Origin of the sequence: Streptomyces sp. NBC_01233 (assembly GCF_035989305.1) — a bacterium.
GTDB lineage: Bacteria > Actinomycetota > Actinomycetes > Streptomycetales > Streptomycetaceae > Streptomyces.
The window spans coordinates 1727501-1754413 of the sequence record NZ_CP108514.1 but is presented as its reverse complement, the minus strand read 5'-3'; the positions used below and the strand labels follow the sequence as shown (position 1 = coordinate 1754413).

21 protein-coding genes and 1 rRNA gene (1 of these 22 running past the window's edge) are annotated in these 26913 nt (G+C 73.4%); 11 read left to right on the top strand and 11 right to left on the bottom strand.

The window, feature by feature from the left end; all coding sequences use genetic code 11:
• The first annotated feature begins 11 nt into the window (after positions 1-11).
• The 3 genes from OG332_RS07960 to OG332_RS07950 all read left to right on the top strand — a co-directional run bounded on the left by OG332_RS07960 (position 12) and on the right by OG332_RS07950 (position 7377).
• Positions 12-1517 carry a hypothetical protein gene (locus OG332_RS07960; RefSeq protein WP_327412783.1) on the top strand — a complete coding sequence of 502 codons (1506 nt, stop codon included), beginning with the start codon at positions 12-14 and terminating at the stop codon, positions 1515-1517.
• A 229-nt stretch (positions 1518-1746) separates the two neighbouring features.
• Entirely contained in the window at positions 1747-2646 is a 900-nt protein-coding gene (locus OG332_RS07955; protein ID WP_327412782.1) for a hypothetical protein, read from the top strand.
• Between the two features lie 54 nt (positions 2647-2700).
• Entirely contained in the window at positions 2701-7377 is a 4677-nt protein-coding gene (locus OG332_RS07950) for a hypothetical protein (RefSeq protein WP_327412781.1), read from the top strand.
• Positions 7378-7570: 193 nt separating this feature from the next.
• On the opposite strand, the gene OG332_RS07945 is transcribed toward OG332_RS07950, so the two are convergent.
• Positions 7571-8020 (bottom strand): hypothetical protein, encoded by a 450-nt coding sequence (locus tag OG332_RS07945; protein ID WP_327412780.1) that lies wholly within the window; start codon positions 8018-8020, stop codon positions 7571-7573.
• Positions 8021-8406: 386 nt separating this feature from the next.
• On the opposite strand from OG332_RS07945, the gene OG332_RS07940 reads away from it, so the two are divergent.
• The 4 genes from OG332_RS07940 to OG332_RS07925 all read left to right on the top strand — a co-directional run bounded on the left by OG332_RS07940 (position 8407) and on the right by OG332_RS07925 (position 12739).
• A complete protein-coding gene (locus OG332_RS07940) occupies positions 8407-11223 on the top strand; it encodes a sensor histidine kinase (protein ID WP_327412779.1) in 2817 nt (938 codons plus the stop codon).
• Positions 11220-11657: a roadblock/LC7 domain-containing protein gene (locus OG332_RS07935; RefSeq protein WP_030016314.1), complete on the top strand. Its 438-nt coding sequence runs from the start codon at positions 11220-11222 to the stop codon at positions 11655-11657. Before OG332_RS07940 ends, OG332_RS07935 begins: the two co-directional genes overlap by 4 nt.
• A gap of 79 nt (positions 11658-11736) precedes the next feature.
• Positions 11737-12132, top strand: a complete 396-nt coding sequence (locus OG332_RS07930; RefSeq protein WP_327419141.1) for a DUF742 domain-containing protein — start codon at positions 11737-11739, stop codon at positions 12130-12132.
• A complete protein-coding gene (locus OG332_RS07925; RefSeq protein ID WP_327412778.1) occupies positions 12113-12739 on the top strand; it encodes a GTP-binding protein in 627 nt (208 codons plus the stop codon). The genes OG332_RS07930 and OG332_RS07925 overlap by 20 nt, the downstream gene beginning before the upstream one ends.
• A gap of 218 nt (positions 12740-12957) precedes the next feature.
• Here the strand turns inward: OG332_RS07925 and OG332_RS07920 are convergent, their stop codons facing one another.
• The 4 genes from OG332_RS07920 to OG332_RS07905 are packed head-to-tail and all read right to left on the bottom strand — an operon-like array spanning position 12958 to position 15707.
• Entirely contained in the window at positions 12958-14148 is a 1191-nt protein-coding gene (locus OG332_RS07920) for a lipid-transfer protein (RefSeq protein ID WP_327412777.1), read from the bottom strand.
• Positions 14145-14600, bottom strand: coding sequence for a Zn-ribbon domain-containing OB-fold protein (locus OG332_RS07915; RefSeq protein ID WP_327412776.1), 456 nt, complete (start codon positions 14598-14600; stop codon positions 14145-14147). The genes OG332_RS07920 and OG332_RS07915 overlap by 4 nt, the downstream gene beginning before the upstream one ends.
• A 32-nt stretch (positions 14601-14632) precedes the next feature.
• Positions 14633-15001, bottom strand: a complete 369-nt coding sequence (locus OG332_RS07910) for a DUF962 domain-containing protein (protein ID WP_327412775.1) — start codon at positions 14999-15001, stop codon at positions 14633-14635.
• Between the two features lie 13 nt (positions 15002-15014).
• On the bottom strand, positions 15015-15707 hold the full coding sequence (locus tag OG332_RS07905) for a M15 family metallopeptidase (RefSeq protein ID WP_327412774.1): 693 nt from the start codon (positions 15705-15707) through the stop codon (positions 15015-15017).
• 29 nt (positions 15708-15736) lie between these two features.
• On the opposite strand from OG332_RS07905, the gene OG332_RS07900 reads away from it, so the two are divergent.
• Entirely contained in the window at positions 15737-16246 is a 510-nt protein-coding gene (locus OG332_RS07900; RefSeq protein ID WP_327412773.1) for an NUDIX domain-containing protein, read from the top strand.
• Between the two features lie 92 nt (positions 16247-16338).
• Here the strand turns inward: OG332_RS07900 and OG332_RS07895 are convergent, their stop codons facing one another.
• The 4 genes from OG332_RS07895 to OG332_RS07880 form a co-directional block, all read right to left on the bottom strand.
• A complete protein-coding gene (locus OG332_RS07895; protein WP_327412772.1) occupies positions 16339-16776 on the bottom strand; it encodes an SRPBCC family protein in 438 nt (145 codons plus the stop codon).
• A 10-nt stretch (positions 16777-16786) separates the two neighbouring features.
• Positions 16787-17131, bottom strand: coding sequence for an ArsR/SmtB family transcription factor (locus tag OG332_RS07890; RefSeq protein WP_327412771.1), 345 nt, complete (start codon positions 17129-17131; stop codon positions 16787-16789).
• Complete coding sequence (locus tag OG332_RS07885) at positions 17128-17604, bottom strand: SRPBCC domain-containing protein (RefSeq protein ID WP_327412770.1); 477 nt, start codon at positions 17602-17604, stop codon at positions 17128-17130. Before OG332_RS07885 ends, OG332_RS07890 begins: the two co-directional genes overlap by 4 nt.
• A 136-nt stretch (positions 17605-17740) precedes the next feature.
• Positions 17741-20515 carry a glycoside hydrolase family 31 protein gene (locus OG332_RS07880; RefSeq protein WP_327412769.1) on the bottom strand — a complete coding sequence of 925 codons (2775 nt, stop codon included), beginning with the start codon at positions 20513-20515 and terminating at the stop codon, positions 17741-17743.
• 221 nt (positions 20516-20736) lie between these two features.
• Here OG332_RS07880 and OG332_RS07875 point away from each other — a divergent pair, with 221 nt between their 5' ends.
• Together OG332_RS07875 and OG332_RS07870 are read left to right on the top strand one after the other, a co-directional pair.
• A complete protein-coding gene (locus OG332_RS07875; RefSeq protein ID WP_327412768.1) occupies positions 20737-22713 on the top strand; it encodes an acetoacetate--CoA ligase in 1977 nt (658 codons plus the stop codon).
• Between the two features lie 69 nt (positions 22714-22782).
• Positions 22783-23685, top strand: coding sequence for a hypothetical protein (locus OG332_RS07870; RefSeq protein ID WP_327412767.1), 903 nt, complete (start codon positions 22783-22785; stop codon positions 23683-23685).
• Positions 23686-23755: 70 nt separating this feature from the next.
• Here the strand turns inward: OG332_RS07870 and ptsP are convergent, their stop codons facing one another.
• Positions 23756-25426, bottom strand: a complete 1671-nt coding sequence (gene ptsP, locus OG332_RS07865) for a phosphoenolpyruvate--protein phosphotransferase (protein WP_327412766.1) — start codon at positions 25424-25426, stop codon at positions 23756-23758.
• A 79-nt stretch (positions 25427-25505) separates the two neighbouring features.
• The gene (locus OG332_RS07860) at positions 25506-25955 is read right to left on the bottom strand and encodes a PTS sugar transporter subunit IIA (RefSeq protein WP_327412765.1); all 450 of its coding nucleotides are present in this window, start codon (positions 25953-25955) and stop codon (positions 25506-25508) included.
• Between the two features lie 732 nt (positions 25956-26687).
• Between OG332_RS07860 and OG332_RS07855 the strand changes: the two genes are divergently transcribed.
• Positions 26688-26913: ribosomal RNA gene (locus OG332_RS07855) — 16S ribosomal RNA — on the top strand; it runs 1299 nt beyond the window's last position.

The window sequence follows — 26913 nt, the reverse complement described above, 5'->3', positions numbered from 1 at the left end:
AGTCTTTGTCCGTGACTCTCCCAGCCCCGGCGAAGACCCTCCCGTCCCCGGCGCCGGGCCCGGCCGCCGACGAGGGCCTGGCCCGGCGGCTGCGCGCCCTCGCCTGCACCGCCCCGCTGCACGACCTCGACGTACGCAAGGCCAATCTGGCGGGCGAGTACGGGGTCTACGCGATGGCGGAGGTCGCGCTGGCCGCGATCGACCTGATCACGCTCAACATGGACTTCGACACGGGCGCCGACCACGAGCAGATAGTGGCCAGACTGCTGCCGCGCATCGCGGCCCAGGCCCCGCAGCGCCCGGCGGCCGAGCACGAGCGGGTGGCCCGCTGGGTGCTGGAGAACCTGATCAACGTCGGCAGCGTCGACCGCGGCTTCCGCGCGATCTACGGCACTTTCGGCCCGGACGGGGTCTACGTCCGCCGGGACTACGACTTCAAGCTGATCGAGGAGGTCCCGGGCTACGGCGGAGCCGTCTACCTGCGCACCACCGACGAGGCCGTCAACGTCCTGGTCGGCGCCCTCGACACCGACGTCACCAGCGCCCAGATCGCCGCCGAGGTCAAACTGGAGGTGCTGATCAGCCGCGGGCGGCTGGCGGACGCCCAGCTGGCCGCCGAGCAGGCCCGCTACCGGACCGTCCAGTACGCCGAGACCCTGCGCCGCACGCTGGACGCGACCCGGCGCAACGTCCGGGCGGTGGACTGGCTGCAGGCCGTGCCCGACATGATCGCCGAGGCCCTCGACCACGTCGCGGACCGCTACCGCCACGAGAACGCGATCCTGACCAACATCCGCAAGGCGCGCGACGAGGCCGAGGAGCCGGAGAGCAAGCGCCGTGCCGCCGAGCTCGTCGACATCGTCAAGGACTGCATCCGCCGCCACACCCAGCTCCAGTCCCGGCTGCTGGACGCGGGCCCGCTGTTCCGCGCCGAGCAGGACCGCCAGGCCTTCGCCGCTCCGGCGCCGCGCTCCGGCATCGACCTGTACGGCCAGCTCGTGGCCCCGCTCCTGCCGCTGCCCCTGGAGCAGGCGAGCCGGGTGACCGACGCCTTCTTCGCGTCCGGGGCGGGGCTGCGCACGCCGGTCTCGGTGCGCGTGGCCGACCTGGTCGAGATCCTGCTCACCCCGCCCGTGGAGCGCGAGCACCTCGGCGCGGAGATGCCCGAACCGGACCTCATCGCCACCCCGGACGACAGCCGCTTCAGCGAGGAGCAGCTCGCCGCCGCGATGCAGCTCCTGGACCTCCCGCACGACGCACCGCGGCGGCTGTCGGGGCTCCTCGCGGAGGCCCGGCGCAGCGATGCGGACCTGCCGTACCTGGTGGCCCTGCTGGCCGTCCACGCGGCGAGCCCGGCGGTGGGCACGGCGTACCGGCAGGGGGAGGAGCGCCTGCTCTTCGCGGTGGACGACGGCACGCAGCTCGACGACCCCCAGTTCGGCGGCGCCGACCTCATCGTCGGCACCGCCCTCCTCGACGCCGCCGGCATGGCCGCCGACCGCGCGGAGGCGTCATGACAGCCGTCGCACATTCAGCCCCGGCGAGACTGAACATGTCGGGTCGCCCCGCGCCCACGTGGGCGTCGGGCCGGGCCCGACCCGGGGCGCGGGGGCCTGTCCCCGCCGGACAGGACCCGACCGCCGCCGAAGCCGCCGCACCGGCGTGCACCCGTACCTGCACGACCGCCCGCGCGGCCCGCAGCACCCGTACCGCCCGAACGACCCGCACCGCCGAGGAGACGTACCCGTGAGCGACCACCACGCCGAGCACCCCGCGTGGAGCGAGCCCGCGGCTCCCGCCACCCCCGTCGCGGCCGCGAACCCGGCGGTGACCCCTGCCGACGCCGCCGACGCGGCCCGGCTCGTCGCCTTCGGGCTGCAGCCCAAGCTGCTCCCCGCCCGTGACGCCGAGTACGCGGAGCTGCTCCGCCGCTACCGCGAGGACCCCGGCTTCGGCCGCCTCGCCGACGCCGTCGCCACCGGCCTCGGCCTCGTCGTCCTGGAGGTGTCCCCGCGCGCGGGCATGGCCGTTGCCGCCGGGGAGGACTCCGTCTTCGCCGTCCGGATGGGCGACTACGCCCGCCGCACCGCCGCCGACTCCGCCGACCGGTTCCTGCACGGCCTGGCCCACCTCGCCGTCGCCGCCCTCGCCTTCCCCCGCCCCGAGGACCTCGCCGACGACGGCTACATCGGCCGCATCACCGTCAACGGCGTCGACTCCTTCGTCCGGCAGACCTGCCGGCGTCTGGAGGAGCGCGCCGAGGAGACCGGTGAGAACACCGACCCGGCCTCCGACGCCCCCGGCCTGGAGGCCGCCTGGCGCGTCTACGCCCGCCGCAGCGCGACCGGCGCCACCAAGGACGCCCGCCGCCTGGCCGGCTCCACCACCGGCATCGTCGGCAAGGCCGCCGCCTTCCTCACCGATTCCGGTTTCCTGCAGCGCACCGGCGACGAGTCCGGTGGCACGTACCGCACCACCCCCCGCTACCAGCTCCAGGTCCGCGACATGGCGGGCAGTGCGGCCATGGCCGAACTCCTGGAACTCGGCGTGGTCCCCGTCTCCGACGGCTCCCCCACCCTGCTGCCGCCGCCCGAGGGCGACGACCTGGACCTGGCCGCCGACGCCGGGCTCCCGTTCCACGCCTGAGCCACCCGTCCTCCGTACGCCCTGCGTCACCAGACACCACGAGAGTCCGCCGCCATGTACGAGCTGTCCCGGATCCGCCTCTACTCCATCGGGCCCGCCGGCGCGCGCTACGCCGACACCGTGCTCGACCTGCGCGGAGTCGGCGAGCCGGTGCCCCACCCGGCGCCGGCCCAGGCGGAGTTCTTCGAGGACGAGCCCACCGGCCCGCCGCGCCGACCCGCGCCCGCCGGCGTGCTCTTCCTGGAGAACGGCGGCGGCAAGTCCGTCCTCCTCAAGCTGATCTTCTCCGTGATGCTGCCCGGCCACCGCAACACCCTCGGCGGCGCGAGCTCCGGCGTCCTGCGCAAGTTCCTGCTCGCCGACGACTGCGGCCACGTGGCCCTGGAGTGGCAGCACACCCAGACCGGCGAGTGCGTGGTCGTCGGCAAGGTCAGCGAGTGGCGCGGCCGCCAGGTCTCCAACGACCCCCGCAAGTTCGCCGAGGCCTGGTACTCCTTCCGTCCCGGCCCGGGCCTCGGCCTGGACAACCTGCCCGTCGCCGAGGCCACCGCCGTGCGCGCGCCCGTCGAAGGCGCCTCCGGCGCCCAGGGCCGCCGCCGCACCATGAAGGGCTTCCGCGACGCCCTCACCGAGGCCGGCAAGGCCTACCCGCACCTCGAGGTGTACTTCGAGGAGATCCATGACCGCTGGAACGAGCACCTCACCGAACTCGGCCTCGACCCCGAACTCTTCCGCTACCAGCGCGAGATGAACGCCGACGAGGGCGAGGCGGCCGGCCTGTTCGCGGTGAAGAAGGACTCCGACTTCACCGACCTCCTGCTGCGCGCCGTCACCGACACCCGCGACACCGACGGCCTCGCCGACCTCGTCCACGGCTTCGGCAACAAGCTCGGCCGCCGCGCCGAGCTCATGGCCGAACGCGACTTCACCGCCGGCTCGGTGGACCTGCTCACCAAGATCGTCGAGGCCGCCGGGACCCGCTCCCGCCTGCGCGACGTCCACGCGGGCGCGGAACGCCGTACGCGCACCCTCGCCCGGCGGCTGTCCGCCCGCGCCGCCGAGGAACGCGGCCGCGCCGCCGACCTCGCCCAGCAGGTCACCGGCGCCGCCCACCAGGTCACCGCCGCCGACTCCGCCCGCGCCCGCAGCGCCGCCGTCTCCGCCGAACTCGCCTACCGGCACGCCTCGCTGGCCCTGACCGTCGCCGACAAGGCCGCTGCCGCCCAGCGCCGCGAACTCCTCGAAGCCCGCACGCTGCACTCCGCGTGGCAGGCCGCCGAGATCGTGCTCCGCCACCGCGCAGCCGCCGACCGTTCCGCCCGCGTCGCCGCCGCGATCCGCGAGGCCGAGCGGGACGCCGCCCCCGCGCTCGCCGCACGTGCCACGGCCGCCGGCGAGCTCGTACGGGCCCTGCACACCGCCGCCGAGCACGGCGAACGGCTCGCCAACGAGGAGGAGGAGCGCTCCGCCGCCCTCCAGGCCACCGGCGAGGACTCCCACCGCGACGCCACCGCCGCCGCCACGGCCGCCCAGCGGGCCCGCAGCGAGGCCGAGCACCTCCGCTCGCGCCTCGCCGAGGTCCAGCAGGAGACCGCCGAGGCCGTCCGCGCCGGCTGGCTCGACGACTCCGCCCCCGACGCCGACCCGGCGCGCGCGGCCCTCGCCGCCACCGACGCCGAGAAGACCGCCGTGGCCGCCTGGGACGAGGCCCGGGAGGCCGCCCGCGCGGCCGCCGAAGCCGCCCGCGAGGCAGCCGCCGCGGAATCCCGCGCCGAGCTCACCGCCGCCCGTGCGGCGGACGCCGCCGACGCCGCCGAGGCCGCCCACGACGCCGAGCACCGGGCGGCGGCCTCCCTCGCCGCCGCGCCCCGTCTCGCCGAGCTCCTCGGCCTGCCCTCCGCCCACGCCCCGGCCTTCCCGCGCCCGCGCAGCGGTACGCCGACCGGCGCAGGCACCGGCTCCGACACCCCGGAGCCGGGCCACACCGCAACCGCCGCCGGCGAGGGACTCACGGTCGCGGACCTCGACCGGAACGCCGACGACCTCCGGCACCTGCTCACCGACGGGGTCGCCTCGGCCGAACGCCAACTGTTCGAGCTCCGCACCGCCGCCGCCGACGACTCCCGCATCCTCGGCGCGCTCGGCGACGGCGGCCTCCTGCCGCCCGGCCCCGACGTCCTCGCCACCGTCGAGTACCTCGGCGAGCACGGCATCCCCGCCCTGCCCGGTTGGCGCTACCTCGCCCAGTCCGTGGACCCCGCCGACCACGCCGCCGTCCTCGCCGCCCGTCCCGAACTCGTCGACGGCGTCGTCATCACCGACCCCGACACGCACGGCCGGGCCCGCGAGGTCCTCTCCGGCGCCGCCCTGCTGCCCCGGTCCACCGTCGCCGTCGGTACGGCCGCCGCGCTGCTGGCCCCGCTGCCGCCGGCCGGCGACGCGGCCGACTCCGGGGTGTTCCTCGTACCGCCGAACCCGGCCATGCACGACGAGCACGCCGCCGACGAGGAGCGCCAGGCGCTGCGCACCCGCGCCGGAGCCCGTGACACCGAGATCCGCGAACTCGCCGCCCGCCTCTCCGGTGACCGCGAACTCGCCGCCCGCCTCGCCTCCTGGCGCACCGGCTGCCCGCCCGGCCGCCTCGCCGAACTCGCCGAACAGGCCGCGGCTGCCCGGGCGTTCGCCGAGGAGACCGACGCCGAGCTCGCGGAGGCCCGTACCGTACGCGCCGAGGCCGCCGAGGCCGCCGCCGACGCCGCCCGCGTCCGTGAAGAGCGCCAGGACACCGCCCAGCGCGCCCGCCGCGTCGCCGACGCCCTCGCCGGCCTCGCCTTCCGCCTGCGCGAGCGGGCCGGCTGGCAGGCCAGGCTCCGCGAACTCGCCGACGAGGCCGCCGAGTCCGAGGCCCGCGCCGAGGTCTGCCTGGACCGGGCCCGCGCCGCCGACGAGGACCGCCGCGCCGCCCAGCGCGCGGCCGACGACGCCCGCCGCACCGCCCGCGCCCTGCGCGCCGAGCGCGCCGAGATCGCCGGCGCCCCCGACCGGCTGCCCGACGGGGACGGGGACGGCCCGCGGGTGCCCCTCCCGGACCTCCGCGAGGCCTACCGCGCGGCCTCCCAGCTCTACGAGAAGGTGGGCGTCGGCGCCGACCTGCGCGCCGAACAGGCCCGCGCCGAGAGCGACGAGAGCGCCGCCCTCGCCGCACTCGACCGCCTCACCAACAAGGTCCGTACCCGCGCCGCCCAGCTCCTCGAAGGCACCGACGGCGCCGACGGCCCCTCCCGGCAGGCCGCCGCCGCCCGCGCCGAGTCCCTCGTCCAGATGCTGGAGACCCGCGCGTCCACCGCCAGCGAGCAGCTCGGCCGGCTGCGCGGCGAGGCCGAGCGGCACGCCCCCGCCGAGGGCGAGGCGCACACCGAACTGCCCGAGGAGCTCGTCCCCGGGGACGTCGAGCAGGCCCAGGCCCTGCTCCGTACGGCCACCGCCCAGCTCGCCGCCCACACCGCGGCCGTGGAGAGCGCCCGCGCCGCCCACGCGGACCTGCTGCGGGCCCACCGCACGGCCGAGGACGGCGCCGGCGGCTTCGACGAGACCGCGGCCCTGCTCCGCGACCTCCTGCGCGATCACGCGCACGCCGAGGACGAGCAGGAGCCGGTGCCCCACCCGGGCACCCTGGAGGAGGCCCGCCAGTCGGCCACCGAGGCCCGACGCTCCCTGCGCGGCTGCGCGGCCGACCTGTCGGCCGCCGAGTCCGCGGTGCGCGAGGCGAGCGACATCCTGGTCCGGCACGCCAACGCCACCCGCTACGAGCAGGTACGCACCCCCGCGCGCCAACAGATCCGGGAACTGCCCGCCGCGGCCCTGCCCGAGCACGCGGCAGCCTGGGCGGCGGCCTTCGCCCCCCGGCTGCGCGTCCTCACCGATGAACTGGCGCAGCTGGAGCGCAACCGCGACAGCATCGTCGACCGCCTGCGCGGCCTCGTCGAATCGGCCCTGGCCACGCTCCGCTCCGCGCAGCGCCTCTCCCAGCTGCCGGAGGGCCTGGGCGAATGGTCGGGCCAGGAGTTCCTGCGGATCCGCTTCGAGGAGCCGGACCAGGCCACGCTCACGGAACGGCTCGGCGAGGTCATCGACGAGGCCACCCGCGCGGCCGTGAAGAAGAACAGCACCGCCTCCTTCGGCGAGGGCCGCCGCGACGGCATGTCCCTGCTGCTGAGGGGCGTCCAGGCGGCCCTCGAACCCAAGGGCATCTCCGTGGAGATCCTCAAGCCGGACGCGGTGCTGCGCGCCGAACGCGTCCCCGTCGGCCAGATGGGGGACGTCTTCTCCGGCGGGCAGCTGCTCACCGCCGCGATCGCCCTCTACTGCACGATGGCGGCGCTGCGCAGCAACGACCGCGGCCGCGACAAGCACCGCCACGCGGGCACGCTGTTCCTCGACAACCCGATCGGCCGCGCGAACGCCACGTACCTGCTGGAGCTCCAGCGGGCCGTCTCCGACGCGCTCGGCGTCCAGCTGCTGTACACGACGGGCCTGTTCGACACCACGGCCCTCGCCGAGTTCCCGCTGGTGATCCGGCTGCGCAACGACGCGGACCTGCGGGCGGGCCTGAAGTACATCAGCGTCGAGGAACACCTGCGCCCGGGCCTGCCGCAGCAGTCCCCGGAGGAGGAGACCATCCACGGCGAGATCACCGCCACCCGCATGTTCCGCCGCAGCGGTGTCTCCTGACGCACGCCACACTTCCTGACGCCCGCCAGCCGTCCTGACGCCCGCCTCGCGCCGCTCGGCGCGCGGGCGCCTCACGGGCTTCGGCCGCTGCGCCGGACCCCGTCCGTCGGGCCGCGTGCGGCAGCCGCGCCCGGCAGGTGACGTCGGCCGGCCCCGCCGTGCCCGCCGCAGGCGAGCAGGGACCGGTCCGCCGTCAGGGGGAGGCGGAGCGGCCGAAGGCCGTGAGGGGGCCGTCGTCCCGGGGTATTCGGCCCGGGGCGGCCTCGCGGGCGGCCCGGGCGGCCCTGCGGGCCTCACGGCGGCGGCTGCGCGCCGTGCTGCTCGGCTCCGAGAGGACCCCGTAGCGCTGGTTCCACGTCTGCCGGGTGATCCACACGTCCAGCACGCCCCACGTGGCCACGATCGTCCCCGCCATCGCGCCGAGCGACATCGGCAGGGCCAGCCAGGAGCCGGTCAGGGTCAGGAAGAACGTGATCGCCGCCTGGGTCAGGGTCACGGCCACGATCAACACCGCCCGCACCGCGGAAGTCCGCACCGGATCGGGCATCCGGCGCCGGCGGGCCGGCTCCTCCACCCACAGCCCCCGCCCCGCCGCTCCGGCGTACGCGTCCGAAACCGCCCCGCCGCGCTCGTCACTGCTCATGGTCCGCTCACTCCCCACGCCGCGGTCCGCCATGCCTACCCACCACATCTACCCCCGACGTGGCCCTCGAACAGACAGACGTCCGGCGGCACCGAGAGATTCCCGAATCGCGGATGCCTCCACGCGCCCCGATGATCGCGGAACGAACAATTCCAGCCATCCATCAGGTTGCAGGAACTGACGCCCCACCAAGTGTCATCTGCCGCATATCGGGCTGCTCTTGACCGGAAATGTCGGACAACTGGTGATCTTCGTCCGGGGGTCCGGCCGAAAACGTCCGGACACGCCTTCGAACCTACTCCAGAGCAGTAGTAGGCTCACGCCGTTTAAATGACTGAACACCGACCCCCGGTAACGGGGTTGACCTGGGGGAGGCTGGGGAGGCCATGCGCTTTCGCGGGAAGTCCATCCGCCGGAAGATCGTGGCGTTGCTCCTTGTGCCGCTCGTCTCCCTGACGGCCCTCTGGGGCTTCGCCACGGTCATCACCGGCCGTCAGGCGATCCAACTCTTCGACGTGGCCTACGTGATCGACAAGGTCGGCTACCCCGTCGAGGACGTCGTCCGCGTCATCCAGAAGGAACGGCGCCAGACCCTCGTCGTCCTCGGCGACCCGCGGGCCGCCACGGCCACCGCCGAACTCACCAAGCGCCGCGCCGAAACCGACGAGGCCGTCGAGCAGATCAGCGTCAGCGCACGCGACGCCAAGGTCATCGACGAGCTGAGCTCGCAGAGCGCCCAGCGCCTGCGCTCCATCGTCGGCGCCTTCCAGGGCATCGGTGCCATGCGCCGCTCCGTCGACCAGAACGCCCTGGACCCCACCCAGGCCCTGGAGCTCTACAACCGGCTGGTCGACCCCTGCTACGACTTCCTCATGAACCTCCACGGCCTGGACAACGTGGAGGTCGACAAGGAGGGCCGCGCCCTCATCGGCATCAGCCGCGCCCGTGAGCTGCTCTCCCGCGAGGACGCCGTCATCGCCTCCGCCCTCGCCGCGCGCAACGTCACCGCACCCGACGTGCGCCACGTCTCCGACTTCGCCGCCAACCGCACGCTGCTCTACGACTTCAACCTCGTGACCCTCCCCGCCGACGACCGGGAACGCTTCGAGAGTTACTGGAAGGACGTTCAGACCAAGCCCCTGCGCGATGCCGAGGAACGGTTCATCGCAGGCGGCGCCGTCAACAAGCCGCGCAGCGTCACCCCCGCCCAGTGGGACGAGGCCGCGGCCAAGGTCCTCGAAGACCTGGCGGCCATGAACACGGCCGCGGGCGACCGCTACCAGCAGCGCATCGAACCCGTCGCCATGGACGTCATGATCCAGGCCGCCGCCGCCGGTGTGCTCGGCTTCATCGCCCTCATCGTGTCCCTGGTCCTCTCCGTCCGCATCGGCCGCGACCTCGTCCGCGACCTGTCCCGGCTGCGCAAGGAGGCCCACGAGGCCTCCGGCGTCCGGCTGCCCAGCGTGATGCGCCGCCTCGCCGCCGGCGAGCCGGTTGACGTGGAGACCGAGGCGCCCCACCTCGAATACGAGAAGGACGAGGTCGGCCAGGTCGGCCAGGCCCTCAACACCCTCCAGCGCGCCGCCGTCGAGGCCGCCGTCAAGCAGGCGGACCTGCGGCGCGGTGTCTCCGAGGTGTTCGTCAACCTGGCCCGCCGCAACCAGGTGCTCCTGCACCGCCAGCTGACGCTCCTCGACACCATGGAACGCCGTACCGAGGACACCGAGGAACTCGCCGACCTCTTCCGCCTCGACCACATGACCACCCGCATGCGCCGCCACGCCGAGGGCCTCGTGATCCTCTCCGGCGCCGCGCCCTCCCGCCAGTGGCGCAAGCCCGTCCAGCTGATGGACGTCGTACGGGCCGCCGTCGCCGAGGTCGAGGACTACGAGCGCATAGAGGTGCGCCGCCTCACGCGCCTGGGCATCGTCGGCCCCGCCGTCGCCGACATCACCCACCTCATCGCCGAACTCCTCGAGAACGCCACGGTGTTCTCCCCGCCGCACACCGCGGTACAGGTGCACGGCGAGCGCGTGGCCAACGGCTTCACCCTGGAGATCCACGACCGCGGCCTCGGCATGACCCCGGAAGCCCTGCTCGACGCGAACCTCCGGCTCGCCGAGACCCCCGAGTTCGAACTCTCCGACACCGACCGCCTCGGCCTGTTCGTCGTCAGCCGCCTCGCGCAGCGCCACAGCGTCAAGGTCGTCCTCCAGCCCAGCCCGTACGGGGGCACCACCGCGGTGGTCTTCCTCCCCGTGGCCCTGCTCACCGAGGCCCCCGAGACCAACGGCAACGGCATGCGCCTCGAAGGCGCCCGGGCGGCCGCCAAGTCCGTACGGGCCGCCTCGCCCGCCCATGCCGGCCACACCGGCCGGACGACGTCCGAGCGGCCCGCGCCCGTCGCCGTGGAGCGCGCCCCGTCCGGCCGCCCGCTGCCCGCCGCCGAACTGCGCGGCCCGGTCGAGCTGGAGGCCCCGCTCGTCGACCGCGGCCTGGACCCGCTCGACGACCCCGCCGTCCTGGACGGCGCCACCGCCGGGATCGCGGGTCGCACCGGCGCCGCCGGCCGCCCCGTCATGGCCACCCTCGACGACGAGACCCCGCCGAACGGCACCCCGCGCAGCGCCCTGCTGGGCCTGCGCCCGGCGGACCGGCCGCACACCGACCGGCACACCGAGCGCAACGGCGCCCGCAAGAACGACCGCGACCGCGAATCGCTCGCCCCCACCGGCCCCGTCCGGTTGGAGACCCAGCGCGCGGAGGCCTCGCGACCCGACGCCCCCCGCACCCCGGGAGCCGTACCGCTGCCGCGCCGCCGCCCCGCCCCGACCCTGGTCGCCGATCACGGCCGCCGGGTGGAGCGCCCGGTGTCGGCGGTCCCGCAGCCCACCGCCGCCCCCACGGCCGGATCCGGTGACAAGGACCCCGCACCCGGCCCGGGCACCGGCGGGCTGCCCCGCCGGGTCCGCCAGGCCAGCCTGGCACCCCAGCTCAAGAAGGCCCAGTCCGCCGCACCCGCCGAAGCCGCCACTGGCCAGGTGGCCGACCGCGACGCGGAAGACGTACGTACGCGCATGTCCGCACTCCAGCGTGGCTGGACGGCGGGCCGCAACCAGCACGCACCGCATCAGTCCGAGACCGAGGCAGGCACATCCGCCGCCGGCGGTCCCGGATACGAGAACGAAGGGGACGGTCGATGACCGCACCGCAGACCGGCAACGACACCAGGGGCCGCGGCTCCGGCCCGCTCAACTGGCTCCTCGACGAGCTCGTCGACAGGGTCGGCTCCATCCGCAAGGCGGTGGTCCTCTCCGGCGACGGCCTGCCCACCGGCAGCTCCAAGGACCTGACCCGCGAGGACAGCGAGCACCTGGCGGCCGTGGCCTCCGGTTTCCACAGCCTGGCCAAGGGCGTCGGCCGGCACTTCGACTCCGGCCGGGTCCGCCAGACCGTGGTCGAACTCGACGAGGCCTTCCTCTTCGTCATGGCCGCGGGCGACGGCAGCTGCCTGGCCGTGCTGGCCGACGCGGACTCCGACGTCGGGCAGGTCGCGTACGAGATGACGCTGATGGTCAAGCGAGTGGGCGACCACCTGGCGACCGCCCCGCGCACCGGGCTGCCAGCCGGAGGGTGAGTCGTACGGCATGAGCGATTCAGGCCAGGACCACTCCACCGACACCGACATCGCCGCCGGTATCGGCTTTCCCGTCGACCTGTCGGCCGACGGCCCCGACCACGCGCACTGGTTCGACGACGACGCGGGTCCCGTCGTACGCCCGTACGCCATGACCCGCGGCCGGACCAGCCACGCGGGTCAGCACCGCCTCGACCTGATCGCGCTCGTCGTCGCCGAAGCGGCGGCCGACGATCCGGTCTGGGACATGACCCTCTCCCCGGAACACGCCCACATCCTCGGGCTGTGCCGGGGCCGGCCGCAGTCGGTCGCCGAACTCGCGGCCGACCTCGACCTCGCGGTCGGGGTCGTACGCGTCCTCATCGGCGACCTGGTCGACGAGGAACTGGTCCATGTGACCCGGCCGGTACCACCGGCCGAACTGCCCGATGAATCCATTCTGCGTGAGGTGATCGATGGCCTTCGGGCGCTTTAGCCGCACCGGTGCCATGCACGCGGTGTCGCCGGTCGAGCCGCTGACCTTGAAGATCCTGGTCGCGGGCGGCTTCGGGGTGGGCAAGACCACCCTGGTCAGTGCAGTGAGCGAGATCAGACCGCTGCGGACCGAGGAACGGCTCTCCGAGCCGGGCGTCGGTGTCGACGACACCGGGGGAGTGGAGGGCAAGAACACCACGACCGTGGCCATGGACTTCGGGCGCATCACGCTCCGCGAGGACCTGGTGCTGTACCTGTTCGGCACGCCCGGGCAGGACCGCTTCTGGTTCCTGTGGGACGAGCTGGCCCAGGGCGCGCTCGGCGCCGTGGTCCTCGCCGACACCCGCCGCCTCGCCGACTGCTTCGCTGCCGTCGACTACTTCGAGCGGCGCGGGATCCCGTTCGTGGTCGTCGTCAACTGCTTCGACGGCGCCGACCGGCACCCGGTGGTGACCGTACGGACGGCACTCGACCTCGACCCCGGGGTACCGGTGCTGCTGTGCGATGCACGGGACCGGGAATCCGTGAAGGACGTGCTGGTGGGGGTCGTGGAACACGCGATGTCCCTGGCGCGCGAGCGGCGCCGGAGCCTGTCCGCGGGGGCCTGACGGGCGGCCCGCACAGGGGTCGCACGGCGCCCGCACGAGGGGCCCGGGACCGGCGCCCGCACGACGGGCCCGACATGGAGGCGACCCGTACCCCCGCCGACTGGGGTACGGGCCGCAGCTCTCACGGGGGGTTCGGGGTCCCGGTCGCGGCGCGGGACTGTGGAGCGAGTGTGAACCTGCCGCAGGGGGCCGTCAAGCGTTCGGACAGCACGAGCTGTTCAGCGCACGGCGACGACGGCCGATCCGTGCCCGAACAGCCCCTGATTGGCCGTGATCCCGGCCCTCGCCCCCGGCACCTGCCGGCCCCCGGCCGTCCCGCGCAGCTGCCACGTCAGTTCGCACACCTGCGCGATGGCCTGCGCCGGCACCGCCTCCCCGAAGGAGGCCAGCCCGCCACTGGTGTTGACCGGGATCCGGCCGCCCAGCGAGGTCGCGCCCTCCCGGACGAGCTTCGCCCCCTCGCCCTCCCCGCACAGCCCGATGTCCTCGTACCACTCCAGTTCGAGGGCGGTGGACAGGTCGTACACCTCGGCGAGCGAGAGCTCGTCCGGGCCCAGCCCCGCCTCCTCGTACGCGGCGCGCGCGATCGACGACCGGAAGGATCCGGCCGCCGGATCCACGGCCACCGCAGAGTCGGTCGCGATGTCCGGCAGGTCCAGCACCGTCCGCGGATACGTGGGCGTCACCGTGGACACCGCGCGGATCCTCACCGGATCGGCCACCCCGCGCGAACGCGCGAAGTCCATGCTGCCCAGCACCAGCGCGGCGCCCCCGTCGGAGGTGGCGCAGATGTCGAGCAGCCGGAGCGGATCGGCGACGACCGCCGAGGCCGCGACCTCCTCGGCGCTCACTCCCTTGCGGTAGCGGGCGTGCGGGTTGAGCACCCCTGCAGCCGCGTTCTTCACCTTGACCTGGGCGAAGTCCTCCGGGGTGTCCCCGTAGACGGCCATCCGGCGCCGGGCGTACAGCGCGAAGTACGCCGGGTTGGTGGCGCCCAGCACGCGGAACCGCAGCCAGTCCGGATCGTCCGGCCGGTCGCCGCCCGCCGGGGCGAAGAACCCCTTGGGAGCCGCATCCGCACCCACCACGAGGACCACGTCGGCCAGGCCCGCCAGGATCTGCGCGCGGGCCGCTCCGATCGCCTGTGCCCCGGAGGCGCAGGCCGCGTACACGCTGGTCACCCGTGCGCCCTGCCAGCCGAGGGCCTGCGCGAAGGTGGCGCCGGCCACGTAGCCCGGGTAGCCCGAGCGCACGGTGTCGGCGCCGACGATCGACTGCACGTCCGTCCAGTCCAGTCCGGCGTCCGCGAGCGCCGCCCGCGCGGCGGCCCGGCCGTACTCGACGAAGCTGCGGCCCCATTTGCCCCAGGGGTGCATTCCGGCTCCGAGGACGGCGATGTCGGTGCTCATGAGGCCCCTCCCACCGGCTTGAACCGCCAGGTGGTCCAGACGGTTTCGGCGTCCTCGTTCAGTACGCCGCCCACCACCTCGACCTCCGTCCCGACCGCCAGATCGGCGACCCCCACCCCGGGCACCGCCTGCCCCAGCACGACCATCCCCTCGGCTTCCAGTTCCACCGCGACCAGCGTGTACGGCTCCCAGGGCACGCCGGGGTCGGACACGTACGGCGCGGGCGGCCGGTAGCGCCCGTCGGTGCAGGACCAGACCCGGCCCCGCGGGGACAGCGGCACCTCGGTGAGCTCGCCGTCCCCCGGGCAGTGCGGATTGCGGCAGTACGCGTCCTCGCGCGGGAAGAACACCGCGGTGCAGGCCGAGCAGCGGGTGCCGAGCAGCCGGAAGCCGCCGTCCGGACCGTCCTCGGTGAACCACCCCTTCACGACGGGTGTGCGTGTGCGTGCCATGACCCCTCCCTAGCCAGACGTCTGACGGTTCGTCAGAAGTCTGTCACGGGAGGGCACCCCTGGCACGGGTTCTCGGCGAGCCACTTCCGGGCGATCTCGCCCAGCTCCGCGTCCCGCCCGGCCAGCATCATCCGGATCATCCGCGCGTCCCCGCGCAGCGACCATCCGGGATGGCCGAAGCTGGCCGGATTGTTCCCCTCGATGAGGAAGTGCGCCGGCCAGGCGGTCCCGTAACCGATCAGCGGGAGCGCGGCGAGGTAGCGCTTGCGGCCCCGCGCCACCCCGTAGACGCTCAGTGCGAGCCCGGTGAGCGTGCCGGTGAGATGGATCCAGCGGGTGGCGGCCCGGGAGTGCATCGCGACGTAGTACGGCCAGAATTCCTCGTACGAGCTGAAAGTCATGCGGGCACGGTACTCACGGGCGGACGGAGGCGACAGCGACGGGGAAATCGAAATACGTGTCCGGATACGCCTCCGGCTTGTACGTGAAGTGCCACCACTCCTCGGGAAGATTCACGAACCCCTGCTCGGCCAGCGCCCCCTTCAGCAACTGCCGATGGGCGCGTGCGGCACCCGTGACCCGCGGATCACCGGTGTGCGAGAGCGGATCGAAGAAGTCGAAGGGCGTCGCCATGTCCACCTGCCGGCCCGACAGTTCCTCCAGGGTCACATCGAGCGTGCTCCCGCGGCTGTGCCCGGACTTCTCCGCGATGTACCCCTCCGGAATGAGCCGGTTCCGTTCCACGTGCGGATAGAATTCCGCCTTCGCCGCCCGGTCGTCCGGGCCGTCCGCCTCCCGCGCCCACCGCACGAACCGGTCGACCGCCCGCTGCGGCCGGTAGCAGTCGTACACCCGCAGCGCGTACCCGCGCCGCAGCAACCCCCGCTGCGCCCGCCGCAGCGCCTCGGCGGCGGGCCGGGCCAGCAGGCACACCGGCTCCTCGTACCCGTCCACCACCCCACCGGTGAAATTCCGCGCACCGGCGTACCGCATGTCCTGCCGGACGCTCGGATCCACCTCGCGCAGCGCCACGAACCCGGGCCCGGACCCGGAGGGCGCCGCCGCCCCGCCGGCCAGCACCGCGAGCGCACCCACAACAGCCGTCATCCGCATACCCCTTGGCATACCATCGCCGGATGCCGGCACAGCTGAAGGACTCGCACTGCTCCACCTGCGGAGCGCCCTACTCCACCCACGCGTGGCCCCGCTCCTGCACCGCCTGCGGGGCGACCGCCTACCGCAACCCGCTCCCGGTGGCCGTCACCCTCCTCCCCGTCGAGGACGTTGACGGCACCGGCCTCGTGGTCATCACCCGCACCATCGAACCGGCACTCGGCGGGGTCGCCCTCCCCGGCGGCTTCATCGACTTCGGCGAGGACTGGCGCGACGCGGTCGTCCGCGAGCTCCGCGAGGAGACCGGCATCACGGCCCCGGCGTCAGAGGTCACCCTGGCCGACGCCCTGAGCTCCCCGGCGGGCCACCTCCTCCTCTTCGGACTCCTCCCGCCCCGCCGCGCCGCAGACCTCCCCGCCTCGAAGCCGACGGACGAGACCACGGGCTGGCACGTCCTGCACACCCCGTCCCCCCTGGCCTTCCCCCTCCACACCCAGGCGGCCGACGCCTGGTTCGCCGGGAAGTACGCCTGAGTCCGAGGGCCGCCGGCCCCCTCGCCGCGTCGCTGCGGCCCGGGTCGGCCGCAGCCGGCCCGGGCCGCAGGGGCCGGGTCCCACAGGAGGCGTCAGTGCCAGTTGCTGATCTGCACGTCGCGCGGATGCGGAGCGCCGGTGCCCGTCTCCACCAGGGACTTCAGGCTCATCAGGAAGATCGCCCACTTGGTGCTGCAGTGGTTCATGAACTCGACCGGTTCGCGCCACCCCGCGTGCGTGAACATGAGGATCGTCCACTCGCCTTCCCGGGCCAGCTCGAAGCTCACCGTGGTCCCGACCCACTCGGCCGGACCGTCGACGACCTCCCACAGGACCCGCGCGTTCGGCTGCAGGTCGAGAACCTTCATGTCGAAGCCGCCGACGTCGCCGAACCGGAACTGCAGGGAGCCGTCGCCGTTCCCGCTCGTGTCGGTCGTCCACCACGCGGCCAGACCCTCGACCGTGGTGAGTGCCTCGTAGACCTTCTCCGGGGTGGCCGTGATTCCCACCCGGTGCAGGATGTCCACCATCTCGTTCTCCCTACTTCTCCGTGTTCTTGGCTCGTTGGATCGCCTCGGCGAGGCTCTTGATGCGCCGCAGGCGGGCATCCCACATCTCGCCGACGGAGTTCAGCTGTGCCACGGCACGGGCCAGCTGTGCCTCGTCCACCTGATAGCGCTTCTCCCGTCCCGAGGGCGCGTACCGGACGAGCCCGACCCGGTCGAGCACGGCCAGGTGTTTGGTCACGGCCTGCCTGGTCACCGGCAGGTGCGCACTGAGCGTCGTCGCGGTCCCCTGGCCCTCGGCCAGGAGCAGGTCGATCATGCGGCGCCGGGTCGGGTCCCCTATCGCGGACCAGAGGTCGTCGTCGATCGCGGTGCTCATCGCGCGGCCGCCAGCGACTCGGCGGTCGCGACCAGGCGCGGCAGGTAGAAGTCCCAGCCCTGCCGGTGGTCGTTGTAGTGGGCTTCGAGAACGGCGGCCTCCCAACCCCGCTCGCGGTAGCCGGTCTCGCGGAAGCGGACCGTGGTTCCCCCTCCCGTGGGGACGAGCTCGAAGGTCACCAGCAGCGAGTTGCCCGGACCCGCTGTCCCTCTCCCCAGCTCTGCCTCGTCGTACGTCCAGCGGAACGAGAACATCCGTGGCGGGTCGGCCGCCACGACCGTGAACGGTGCGGACTTGTGCCGGCCCGTGTCCCCGTCCGACCAGGTGAGGCTGGCCGTCGCGCCGGCGGTCGGCTCGAACGCGGTCTCGGCGCTCCACCAGTCCCGGATGTGCTCGGGGCTGCTGAGCACCTCGAACACCACCTCGGGCGAGGCGTCGATGTGCAGCTCGCGTTCGATGCTCCCGTACTCCATGACCGCCTCCATCTTTCGCAACCTTCGGTTGCATGTAACCGTAGCCCGCCTCCGGCCGATATGCAACCAATGGTTGCGCACTGCTCCGGGCGGGGTGGCACGGCAGGCCATGAAGACGCGTACGGCTTCAGGCCCTCTACGGCTTCAGGCCCCGCACGGTCACCCCCTCCACCGCGACCCCCGCCTCGTCCTCCACCAGCACCGCATCCCCGGCCCACCGCACCGTGTACCGCTCGACCGTGCCCGTCTCGAACCCGGGCCCCGGGTCCCGGATCACCACCCCGCCCCCCGTACGCCCCCGCGCCGGCGCCCAGACCTCCAGCTCCACCCCGCCGCCGGAGGCGGCCCGCACCGGCAGCAGGGCCCCCGCCCGGGCCAGCACCGGGATCCGCCCCTGCGGGGCGTCCAGCAGGATCTGGCCCGGGCCCTCGTACGCCGCCCCGGTCGCGGTGTCGTACCACCGGCCCCGTGGCAGCCGTACCGCCCGCCGGTCCGCCCCGCACTCCAGCACCGGGGCGACCAGCAGCGCGTCGCCCAGCAGGAACGCGTCCTCGCAGTCCCGCAGCCGCCGCTCCTCCGGCGTCCCCCACCACACCGGCCGCACGTACGGGGCACCCGTCCGCCGCGCCAGGTGCGCCAGCGTCACGAAGTACGGCCGCAGCCGCTCCCGCTCCGCCATCACCGCCGCCGCCTGCTCCGCCACCTCGGGCCCGAACTCCCACGGCTCCCGCCGTCCCGCCCAGATCGCCGAGTGGGTCCGGAACAGCGGCAGGTACGCCCCCAGTTGCAGCCACCGCACGTACAACTCCGGCGACGGAGAACCGCCGAAGCCGCCCACGTCCGGGCCCGAATACGGCACCCCGCACAGCCCGAGCCCCAACACCAGTGCCAGTGAGGCCCGCAGCCCCTCCCAGCTGGTCTCCACATCACCCGACCACGTGCCCCCGTACCGCTGCATGCCCGCCCACCCCGACCGGGAGAACAGGAACGGCCGCTCGGCGGGCCGTAGCCGCACCAGCCCCTCCCACCCCGCCCGCGCCATCCCCAGCGCGTACACGTTGTGCCCCTCGCGGTGGTCCCCGCCGGCCCCGTCCATCGCGTGCCGCGCCGACCGCGGCAACGTGGCGTCCCCGAACGGGGCGAAGGACACCGGCTCGTTCATGTCGTGCCAGAAACCGGCGAAGCCCTGGGCGAGCCTCTCCTCGTACAGCCCGCCCCACCACTCCCGCACCGCCGGATCCGTGAAGTCCGGGTACGCGCACTCGCCCGGCCACACCTCGCCGCGCACCTCCTCGCCCCGCGCGTCCCGCACGAAGGCGCCCGCCGCCCCCACCGCACGCCCGGACACGTGCACCGCGTCCCCCGCCTTCACCGCCGGATCCACGATCGAGACCAGCCGCACCCCCCGCTCCTGCAACTCCCGTGCCAGCCCCGGCAGATCGGGGAAGGTCCGGTCGTCCACCGTGAACACCCGGTGCCCGTCGTAGTGGTCGATGTCCAGGTGTACGGCCGACAGCGCGAGCCCGCGCGACGCGTACCCCTCGACCACCCGCCGCACCTCCGCCGCGCTCCCGAACCCCCACCGCGCGTGCTGGTACCCCAGCGCCCACTCCGGCGGCACCGCGGCCGCGCCCGTCAGGGCCGACCAGCCCTGGAGCACCCGCGTCGGCGTACCCACCAGCACCCAGCACCGCAGCGGCCCGCCCTCCATGCGCAGTTCGCTCGCCCCGGGGCGGTCCGCCCCCGAGCCCGCGCCCTCCTCGCCCTCCCGCAGCACCACCCGCCCGTCCCAGGTGTTGTCGTGGAACACCAGATGCGTCCCCGCGTCCGCGACCACCATCTGCACCGGCATCGTCAGGTACAGCGGATCGACACCCGGCCCGAAGCCCCCCTTCGGGTCCGTGTTCCACAGCCGGTACGACCCGTCACGCAGCCGCGGCCCCGCGGCCCGCCCGCCCAGCCCGAAGAACCGGGCGTCGGCCGCCACCTCACTGCGCTGCACCCACCGCCCCCCGTGGCCCGGGCCCGCCCCGCGCCCACCCGACCCGTCCGCGACCGCGGCGCCCCCGGAGACCCCGCCTCCGCCCGCCCCGCCCCCACCGTTCCCGACCCCGGCCGTCCCGTGCCCGCTGTTCCCGGCCCCGGCCGTCCCGTCTCCGCCGTTTCCGGCCCAGGCCGTGCCGTCCGCGGCCGTTCCGTGCCCGAAGGCTCCGCGCGCTCCGGTCCCGTTTGTGCCGGTTCCCTGCCCCACCGCTCCCTGCCCACCGCTCCCGGCCCCGGCCGCCCGGTCCGCGGCCGTTCCGTGCCCGACCGCTCCGGTCCCGTTTGTGCCCGTTCCCTGCCCCACCGCCCCGTCCCCGGAGGCCCCGTCCCCGGCCGTCCCGTGCCCGCCGCTCCCGGCCCCGGCCGCCCCGCCCCCACCCGTCGCCTCCCCGGCGAGGGGCGCCGGCACCGGCTCCCACCACCGCGGCGGCGCCTCCCGCCGCAGCACCGTCCCGCCCGGGGTGCGCACCTCCACCGCCCCGTGCCGGGACACCGCCACCGTCACCCGCTCCGACACCACCCGCCAGCCGCCCCCGGTGTCCGGCTCCAGCACGGCCCGCGGATCCGGCTCCGGGCCGTCGCCCACCACCGCGTACGAGGGCGTCGGCCCGGCCCCGTCCCAGCCCCAGAACACCGCGCCGCCCACCGTGACCCGTACCAGCAGCTCAGAGCGCGCGAACCGCAGTACACCCCCGCCCGGGCGGGGCTCCGTACCGGTCAGCAGCCCCGGCACGCGCGCCCGCTCCGCGCCCCGGCGTGGGAGCCCCACCGTGTCCGCGCGCCGGTGACGCCAGGCCGAAAGCCAGGCGCGCCGTCCGCGCTCCGTACCGATGTCCTTCACCGCACGCACCAGATCACGACCGTTCATGTCGCTCACCCTGCCACCGGCCCCCGGCCGAGGGGACTGCGTTCAACTGCCGTTCACCCGGCAGCGGCACCCTCCGCAGGTCACCCGACCGGCCAGGACAGCCCTGGTGCAGCGCTCGATCACATGGCATCGTCCCTGTGAGCCGCCGCGCGTACACCCCCCGCGCGATGGCACCGTACGCACACGAAGCGCGAGCCGCAGACTTGACCGGGAGCCGACCCATGACCTCAGCCACGCAGCCGGAACCCCTCTGGGCGCCGGGCCCCGACCGGATCGCGGCGGCCCGCGTCACCGCCTTCCAGGCCTGGGCCGCGACCCGCTTCGGAGCCCCCGCCGACGGGGGGTACCCCGCCCTGCACCGCTGGTCCGTCGACGAGCTCGACACCTTCTGGCAGGCCGTCGCCGAATGGTTCGACGTCCGCTTCACCACCCCGTACGAGTCCGTCCTCACCGACCGCTCCATGCCGGGCGCACGGTGGTTCACCGGAGCCACCCTCAACTACGCCGAGCACGCCCTGCGCGCCGCCGAGGACCCGGCCCGCGTCGGCGATGCCGCCCTGCTGTACGTGGACGAGACCCACGAGGTCACCCCGGTGAGCTGGGCCGAGCTCCGCCGCCAGGTCGGCTCGCTCGCCGCCGAACTGCGCGCCCTCGGCGTACGCCCCGGCGACCGGGTCAGCGGCTACCTCCCCAACATCCCCGAGGCCACCGTCGCCCTCCTCGCCACCGCCGCCGTCGGCGGCGTCTGGACCTCCTGCGCCCCCGACTTCGGCGCCCGCAGCGTCCTCGACCGCTTCCAGCAGGTCGAGCCCGTCGTCCTGTTCACCGTGGACGGCTACCGCTACGGCGGCAAGCAGCACGACCGCCGCGACGCCGTCGCCGAGCTCCGTGCCGAGCTCCCCTCCCTGCGCGCGGTCGTCCACATCCCGCTCCTCGGCACGCCCGCTCCCGAGGGCGCCCTCGACTGGTCCGCCCTGACCTCGGGCGACACCAAGCCCGTCTTCGAGCCGGTCCCCTTCGACCACCCCCTCTGGGTGCTCTACTCCTCCGGTACGACGGGCCTGCCCAAGGCCATCGTCCAGTCGCAGGGCGGCATCCTCCTCGAACACCTCAAGCAGCTCGGCCTGCACTGCGACCTCGGGCCGGAGGACCGGTTCTTCTGGTACACCTCCACCGGCTGGATGATGTGGAACTTCCTCGTCTCCGGGCTGCTCACCGGTACGACGGTCGTCCTCTACGACGGCAGTCCCGGCTACCCCGACACGGGCGCCCAGTGGCGCATCGCCGAGCGGACGAAAGCCACCCTCTACGGCACGTCCGCCGCGTACGTCATGGCCTGCCGCAAGGCCGAGGTCCACCCGGCACGCGACTTCGACCTCTCCGCCGTGAAGTGCGTGGCCACCACCGGCTCCCCGCTCCCGCCCGACGGCTTCCGCTGGCTCCACGACGAGGTGGCCGAGGACCTCTGGATCGCCTCCGTCAGCGGCGGCACCGACGTGTGCAGCTGCTTCGCGGGCGCGGTCCCCACGCTCCCCGTCCACATCGGCGAGCTCCAGGCCGCGTGCCTCGGCACCGACCTGCAGGCCTGGGACCCGTCCGGCAAGCCCGTCATCGGCGAGGTCGGCGAGCTCGTCGTCACCAACCCCATGCCGTCCATGCCGATCCACTTCTGGAACGACCCCGACGGCAGCCGCTACCGCGACAGCTACTTCGAGATGTTCCCGGGGGTCTGGCGTCACGGGGACTGGATCACGATCACCGACCACGGCTCGGTGATCATCCACGGCCGCTCCGACTCCACCCTCAACCGCCAGGGCGTCCGGATGGGCTCCGCCGACATCTACGAGGCCGTCGAGCGGCTCCCCGAGATCAAGGAGTCCCTGGTCATCGGGCTGGAGGAGCCGAACGGCGGCTACTGGATGCCGCTCTTCGTGCACCTCACCCCCGGTGCCACCCTCGACGAGGACCTGCGCGCCCGGATCAAGGCGACGATCCGCGAGGAACTCTCCCCGCGCCACGTCCCCGACGAGATCATCGAGGTCCCCGGCATTCCGCACACCCTCACCGGCAAGCGCATCGAGGTCCCGGTCAAGCGCCTCCTCCAGGGCGCGCCCCTGGCCAAGGCGGTCAACCCGGGCTCCGTGGACAACCTGGACCTCCTCCACTTCTACGTGGAGCTGGCCCGCACCCGCACCTGAAGGAGCCGTCACTGTCAGTGGCGACGATTACTCTGAGTGAGCAGGAGATCGCATCACTCAGGGGGAGCCATGCCACGCAGGAACGACCACGACACGAACAGGCGCCGCACGCTGCGCCGCGAAGTTCCCAGCACCCTCGGCCTGCTGGCCGACGCCGGGGACTTCGCGGCCATGTGCGGCTACCGCAGCTTCACGTTCGACCACCCCGCCGACTACGCCGAGTACCTCCGCCACGTCGACGGCCTGCTCCGGTCCCTCGCGGCCCGGGGCATCCACACCACCGTCGCCCTCTTCGACCCCGACGAGTACGCCGAGTACTGCGGGGAACACGACCTCGACCCCGACACGGCCGAGACCCGCACCCGCTTCACCTCGGAGCTCGGCGGCAGCAGCGCCGTCCTGCCCTACACCGGCCAGCCCGTCGAAGAGATCGTCCCGCTCCTCATCGACGAGGCGGTCCGCCAGGCCACCTGGGAGTACGCCACCACCCTCCTCGCCGGAATCGGCCGCTGCGCGGACTGCGGCGAGGACATCGGCCACGCCTCCTTCGACCGCGCCTCCGACGCGCTCAAACGCCTCGTCGCCGGAGCCGGACCCGGCCACCACCACTTCGTCTGCAGCATCCCGTCCGAAGCGGAACAGCTCGTCGCCGTCCTCCACGCCGAGACCACCGAGGACCCGGACGCGCCGCCCCGCATCGAGGGCCGCGAAGGCCTCGACTTCGTGACCGTCCTGGCCGCCGGGCTCGCCCAGGGCGGACCCGGGGGACTAGTGGTGCGGAGCACCACCGAGGGCCACCGCGACCGGGTCCACGGCTGGCGCCTGGACCGCGGCCGCCTCGTCGCACTCTCGGCCGCGTCCGTCTTCAACGCCTACTGCACGGACGCCGACACGGGGGAGCCCGTCGCCCCCGAACCCGGCGTCGAATACTGCCCGGGCTACGACGTGGACACCCCGGGCCCCCACCACTAGCCCGGCCGGAGACGCCCGAGGGGCCCCCGCCCACGGCGAGAGCCCCTCGGGGAGTGACGACCCGTCCGGCCTATTCGCCGGAGAGCACCGCCTGCGCGGCCACGCGGGCCTCCTCGGCGCTGTCCGCCGCACGGGCGGCCGCCGCAGCACGCTCGCACTGGGCGAGCGTGTACTTCGCGAGCGTCGCCCGCACATAAGGAATCGACGCGGCGCCCATCGACAGGGAGGTGACACCCAGACCCGTCAGCACACAGGCCAGCAGCGGGTCCGAAGCGGCCTCACCACAGACACCGCAGCTCTTGCCCTCGGCCCTGGCCGCGTCGGCCGACATGGCGATGAGGTCGAGCAGCGCCGGCTGCCACGGGTCCTGCAGCCGCGACACCGCACCCACCTGCCGGTCCGCGGCGAAGGCGTACTGCGCGAGGTCGTTCGTTCCCAGCGACAGGAACTCGACCTCCTGCAGGATCGAGCGCGCCCGGAGCGCGGCGGAGGGGATCTCCACCATCGCGCCGAACTTCGCCTTGAGCCCCGCCTCGCGGCAGGCGTCCGCGAAGGCCTTGGCATCGATGCGGTCCGCGACCATCGGGGCCATGACCTCGAGGTAGACCGGCAGCCCCTCGGCCGCCTTGGCCAGCGCGGTGAGCTGCGTACGCAGCACGTCCGGGTGGTCCAGCAGCGAGCGCAGCCCGCGGACGCCGAGCGCCGGGTTCGGCTCGTCGGCCGGAGTCAGGAAGTCCAGCGGCTTGTCGGCGCCGGCGTCCAGCACCCGCACGACGACACGGCCCTCGGGAAACGCCTCGAGCACCTTGCGGTAGGACTCGATCTGCTTCTCCTCGGACGGGGCCTTCTTGCTGTCGTCCAGGAACAGGAACTCGGTGCGGAACAGACCCACACCCTCCGCCCCCGCCTCGACGGCCGCCGGCACGTCGGCGGGACCGCCGACATTGGCCAGCAGCGGCACCTTGTGACCGTCGGAGGTCGCACCCGGACCCGACGAGGCGGCGAGGGCAGCCCTGCGCTCGGCGGCCGCCGCCTCCAGCTCGGCACGCTTCTCGGCGGTGGGCTCGACGAACAGATCACCGGTGCTGCCGTCGACGGCGATGAGCGTACCTTCGGCGATCTCACCGGCACCCGGCAGCGCCACGATCGCCGGCACACCCAGCGCCCGCGCCAGGATCGCGCTGTGACTGGTCGGCCCGCCCTCCTCGGTCACGAAACCGAGGACGAGCGTCGGGTCCAGCAGCGCCGTGTCGGCAGGAGCCAGGTCCCGCGCGATCAGCACGTACGGCTCGTCGCTGTCGGGCACACCCGGCATCGGCACACCGAGCAGCCGCGCCACGATGCGGTTGCGCACGTCGTCCAGGTCGGCCACCCGGCCGGCCATGTACTCGCCGGCCCCCGCGAGCAGATCGCGGTAGGCGGCGAACGCGTCGTACACGCCCCGCTCGGCCGTGCTGCCGACGGCGATCCGCCGGTCGACGTCCGCCATCAGCTCAGGGTCCTCGGCGATCATCGCCTGGGCCTCGAGCACGTGCTGGGCCTCTCCACCGGCCAGCTGGCCACGCGCGATCAGATCGGCCGCCACAGCACTCACCGCCTGACGGGCGCGCCCCTGCTCGCGCTCCGCCTCGTCCGCGGTGATCTGCTTGGCCGGCGGCTCCAGGACCGCCGTGCCCATGTGCCGGACCTCGCCGATCGCCACACCGTGGCTCACGCCGACGCCTCGCAGCGTTGTCTCCATTTCACCCGTCTCCGATTGAGCGGCGGTCCGAGCCGCCGCGGTGGATGTCCGACTCACTCGCCCATGACGGGCGGAAACGTCACTGCCAGCTGAAGAGTGCGTCGTCAGCCTTCACGTCGCCGGAGTCGACGACGTCGGAGAGGGAATCGGCCGTCGCCTCGAGCGCCACGACGGGGCAGATGGGCGATTTGCCGGCGGCCTCGACCGCAGCGGGGTTCCAGCGGATGACGGCCTGGCCGCGGGTCACGGTGTCACCCTTGTTCACGAGCAGCTCGAAGCCCTCGCCGTTGAGCTGGACCGTGTCGATCCCGAGGTGCGTGAGTACGCCGTGGCCCTCGCTGTCGACTACTACGTACGCGTGCGGGTGCAGGGAGACCACCACACCGTCGACGGGGGACACCGCCTCCGAGGGCTCGCGCACGGGATCAATAGCGGTGCCCGGTCCCACCATCGCGCCGGAGAACACCGGATCGGGCACTGCCGCGAGTCCGATGGCGGTCCCGGCAAGTGGGGACGTCACGCTGGTCATGGGGGCCTCCCAGGGGTGGGGCTCATCGTGTCGCCGTCACTGCCTGTCGCGAACGGCGTACTCTTCTGAAGGATATGTCACTTGATGTTCGGGTTCGCCCGATGTATGTCCCGGTCCGGGCTGACCCTTCGGCACGGAGACTAGTGGACTAGACCATACGCCTGAATCGATTTGCTTGGGCATCACGGGGCCTGTACTGTCGTGACTCCCGCCAGGACGCCTCGTGTGAACTTTTCGCGAACGGCAGATGGACGGGACTCCTCCTCTTCATCAGCGATCTTGATCTCCTTCCGTCTTTTCGTATGCCTTTTCGGTAATGCGGCGAGTGGTCGGGGGGCCGGGAAATCGCTGATAGAGTCGGAATCGCCGGAAAGGGAAAGCGCGAAAGCGCAGGAACTGGAAAGCACCGAGGAAGTCGGGCCCGAGAGAGTCTGATAGAGTCGGAAACGCAAGAACACAGAACGAAAAGCCCGGAGGAAAGCCCCAGCGAATGTAGCTGCGGGTGAGTACAAAGGAAGCGTCCGTTCCTTGAGAACTCAACAGCGTGCCAAAAATCAACGCCAGAAGTTGATGCCCCGTCCACTTCGGTGGATGAGGTTCCTTTGAAAAAGACCTGTCGGGCCTTCGGGTGCTGGCAGGCAATTACACAGCGAGGACGTTGTGGCGCGTCGGTCTTATTCCGACATGACGTGCCCGCTCTAAGTGATGTGTGCACCCGATTACGGGTAAACATTCATGGAGAGTTTGATCCTGGCTCAGGACGAACGCTGGCGGCGTGCTTAACACATGCAAGTCGAACGATGAAGCCCTTCGGGGTGGATTAGTGGCGAACGGGTGAGTAACACGTGGGCAATCTGCCCTTCACTCTGGGACAAGCCCTGGAAACGGGGTCTAATACCGGATACCACTCCTGCCTGCATGGGCGGGGGTTGAAAGCTCCGGCGGTGAAGGATGAGCC

Coding starts and splice junctions, on each gene's coding strand:
- OG332_RS07950 (WP_327412781.1), top strand. CDS start 2,701: ATGTACGAGCTGTCCCGGATCCGCCTCTACTCCATCGGGCCCGCCGGC.
- OG332_RS07945 (WP_327412780.1), bottom strand. CDS start 8,020: ATGAGCAGTGACGAGCGCGGCGGGGCGGTTTCGGACGCGTACGCCGGA.
- OG332_RS07940 (WP_327412779.1), top strand. CDS start 8,407: ATGCGCTTTCGCGGGAAGTCCATCCGCCGGAAGATCGTGGCGTTGCTC.
- OG332_RS07935 (WP_030016314.1), top strand. CDS start 11,220: ATGACCGCACCGCAGACCGGCAACGACACCAGGGGCCGCGGCTCCGGC.
- OG332_RS07925 (WP_327412778.1), top strand. CDS start 12,113: ATGGCCTTCGGGCGCTTTAGCCGCACCGGTGCCATGCACGCGGTGTCG.
- OG332_RS07920 (WP_327412777.1), bottom strand. CDS start 14,148: ATGAGCACCGACATCGCCGTCCTCGGAGCCGGAATGCACCCCTGGGGC.
- OG332_RS07915 (WP_327412776.1), bottom strand. CDS start 14,600: ATGGCACGCACACGCACACCCGTCGTGAAGGGGTGGTTCACCGAGGAC.
- OG332_RS07910 (WP_327412775.1), bottom strand. CDS start 15,001: ATGACTTTCAGCTCGTACGAGGAATTCTGGCCGTACTACGTCGCGATG.
- OG332_RS07905 (WP_327412774.1), bottom strand. CDS start 15,707: ATGACGGCTGTTGTGGGTGCGCTCGCGGTGCTGGCCGGCGGGGCGGCG.
- OG332_RS07900 (WP_327412773.1), top strand. CDS start 15,737: ATGCCGGCACAGCTGAAGGACTCGCACTGCTCCACCTGCGGAGCGCCC.
- OG332_RS07895 (WP_327412772.1), bottom strand. CDS start 16,776: ATGGTGGACATCCTGCACCGGGTGGGAATCACGGCCACCCCGGAGAAG.
- OG332_RS07890 (WP_327412771.1), bottom strand. CDS start 17,131: ATGAGCACCGCGATCGACGACGACCTCTGGTCCGCGATAGGGGACCCG.
- OG332_RS07885 (WP_327412770.1), bottom strand. CDS start 17,604: ATGGAGTACGGGAGCATCGAACGCGAGCTGCACATCGACGCCTCGCCC.
- OG332_RS07880 (WP_327412769.1), bottom strand. CDS start 20,515: ATGAACGGTCGTGATCTGGTGCGTGCGGTGAAGGACATCGGTACGGAG.
- OG332_RS07875 (WP_327412768.1), top strand. CDS start 20,737: ATGACCTCAGCCACGCAGCCGGAACCCCTCTGGGCGCCGGGCCCCGAC.
- OG332_RS07870 (WP_327412767.1), top strand. CDS start 22,783: ATGCCACGCAGGAACGACCACGACACGAACAGGCGCCGCACGCTGCGC.
- ptsP (WP_327412766.1), bottom strand. CDS start 25,426: ATGGAGACAACGCTGCGAGGCGTCGGCGTGAGCCACGGTGTGGCGATC.
- OG332_RS07860 (WP_327412765.1), bottom strand. CDS start 25,955: ATGACCAGCGTGACGTCCCCACTTGCCGGGACCGCCATCGGACTCGCG.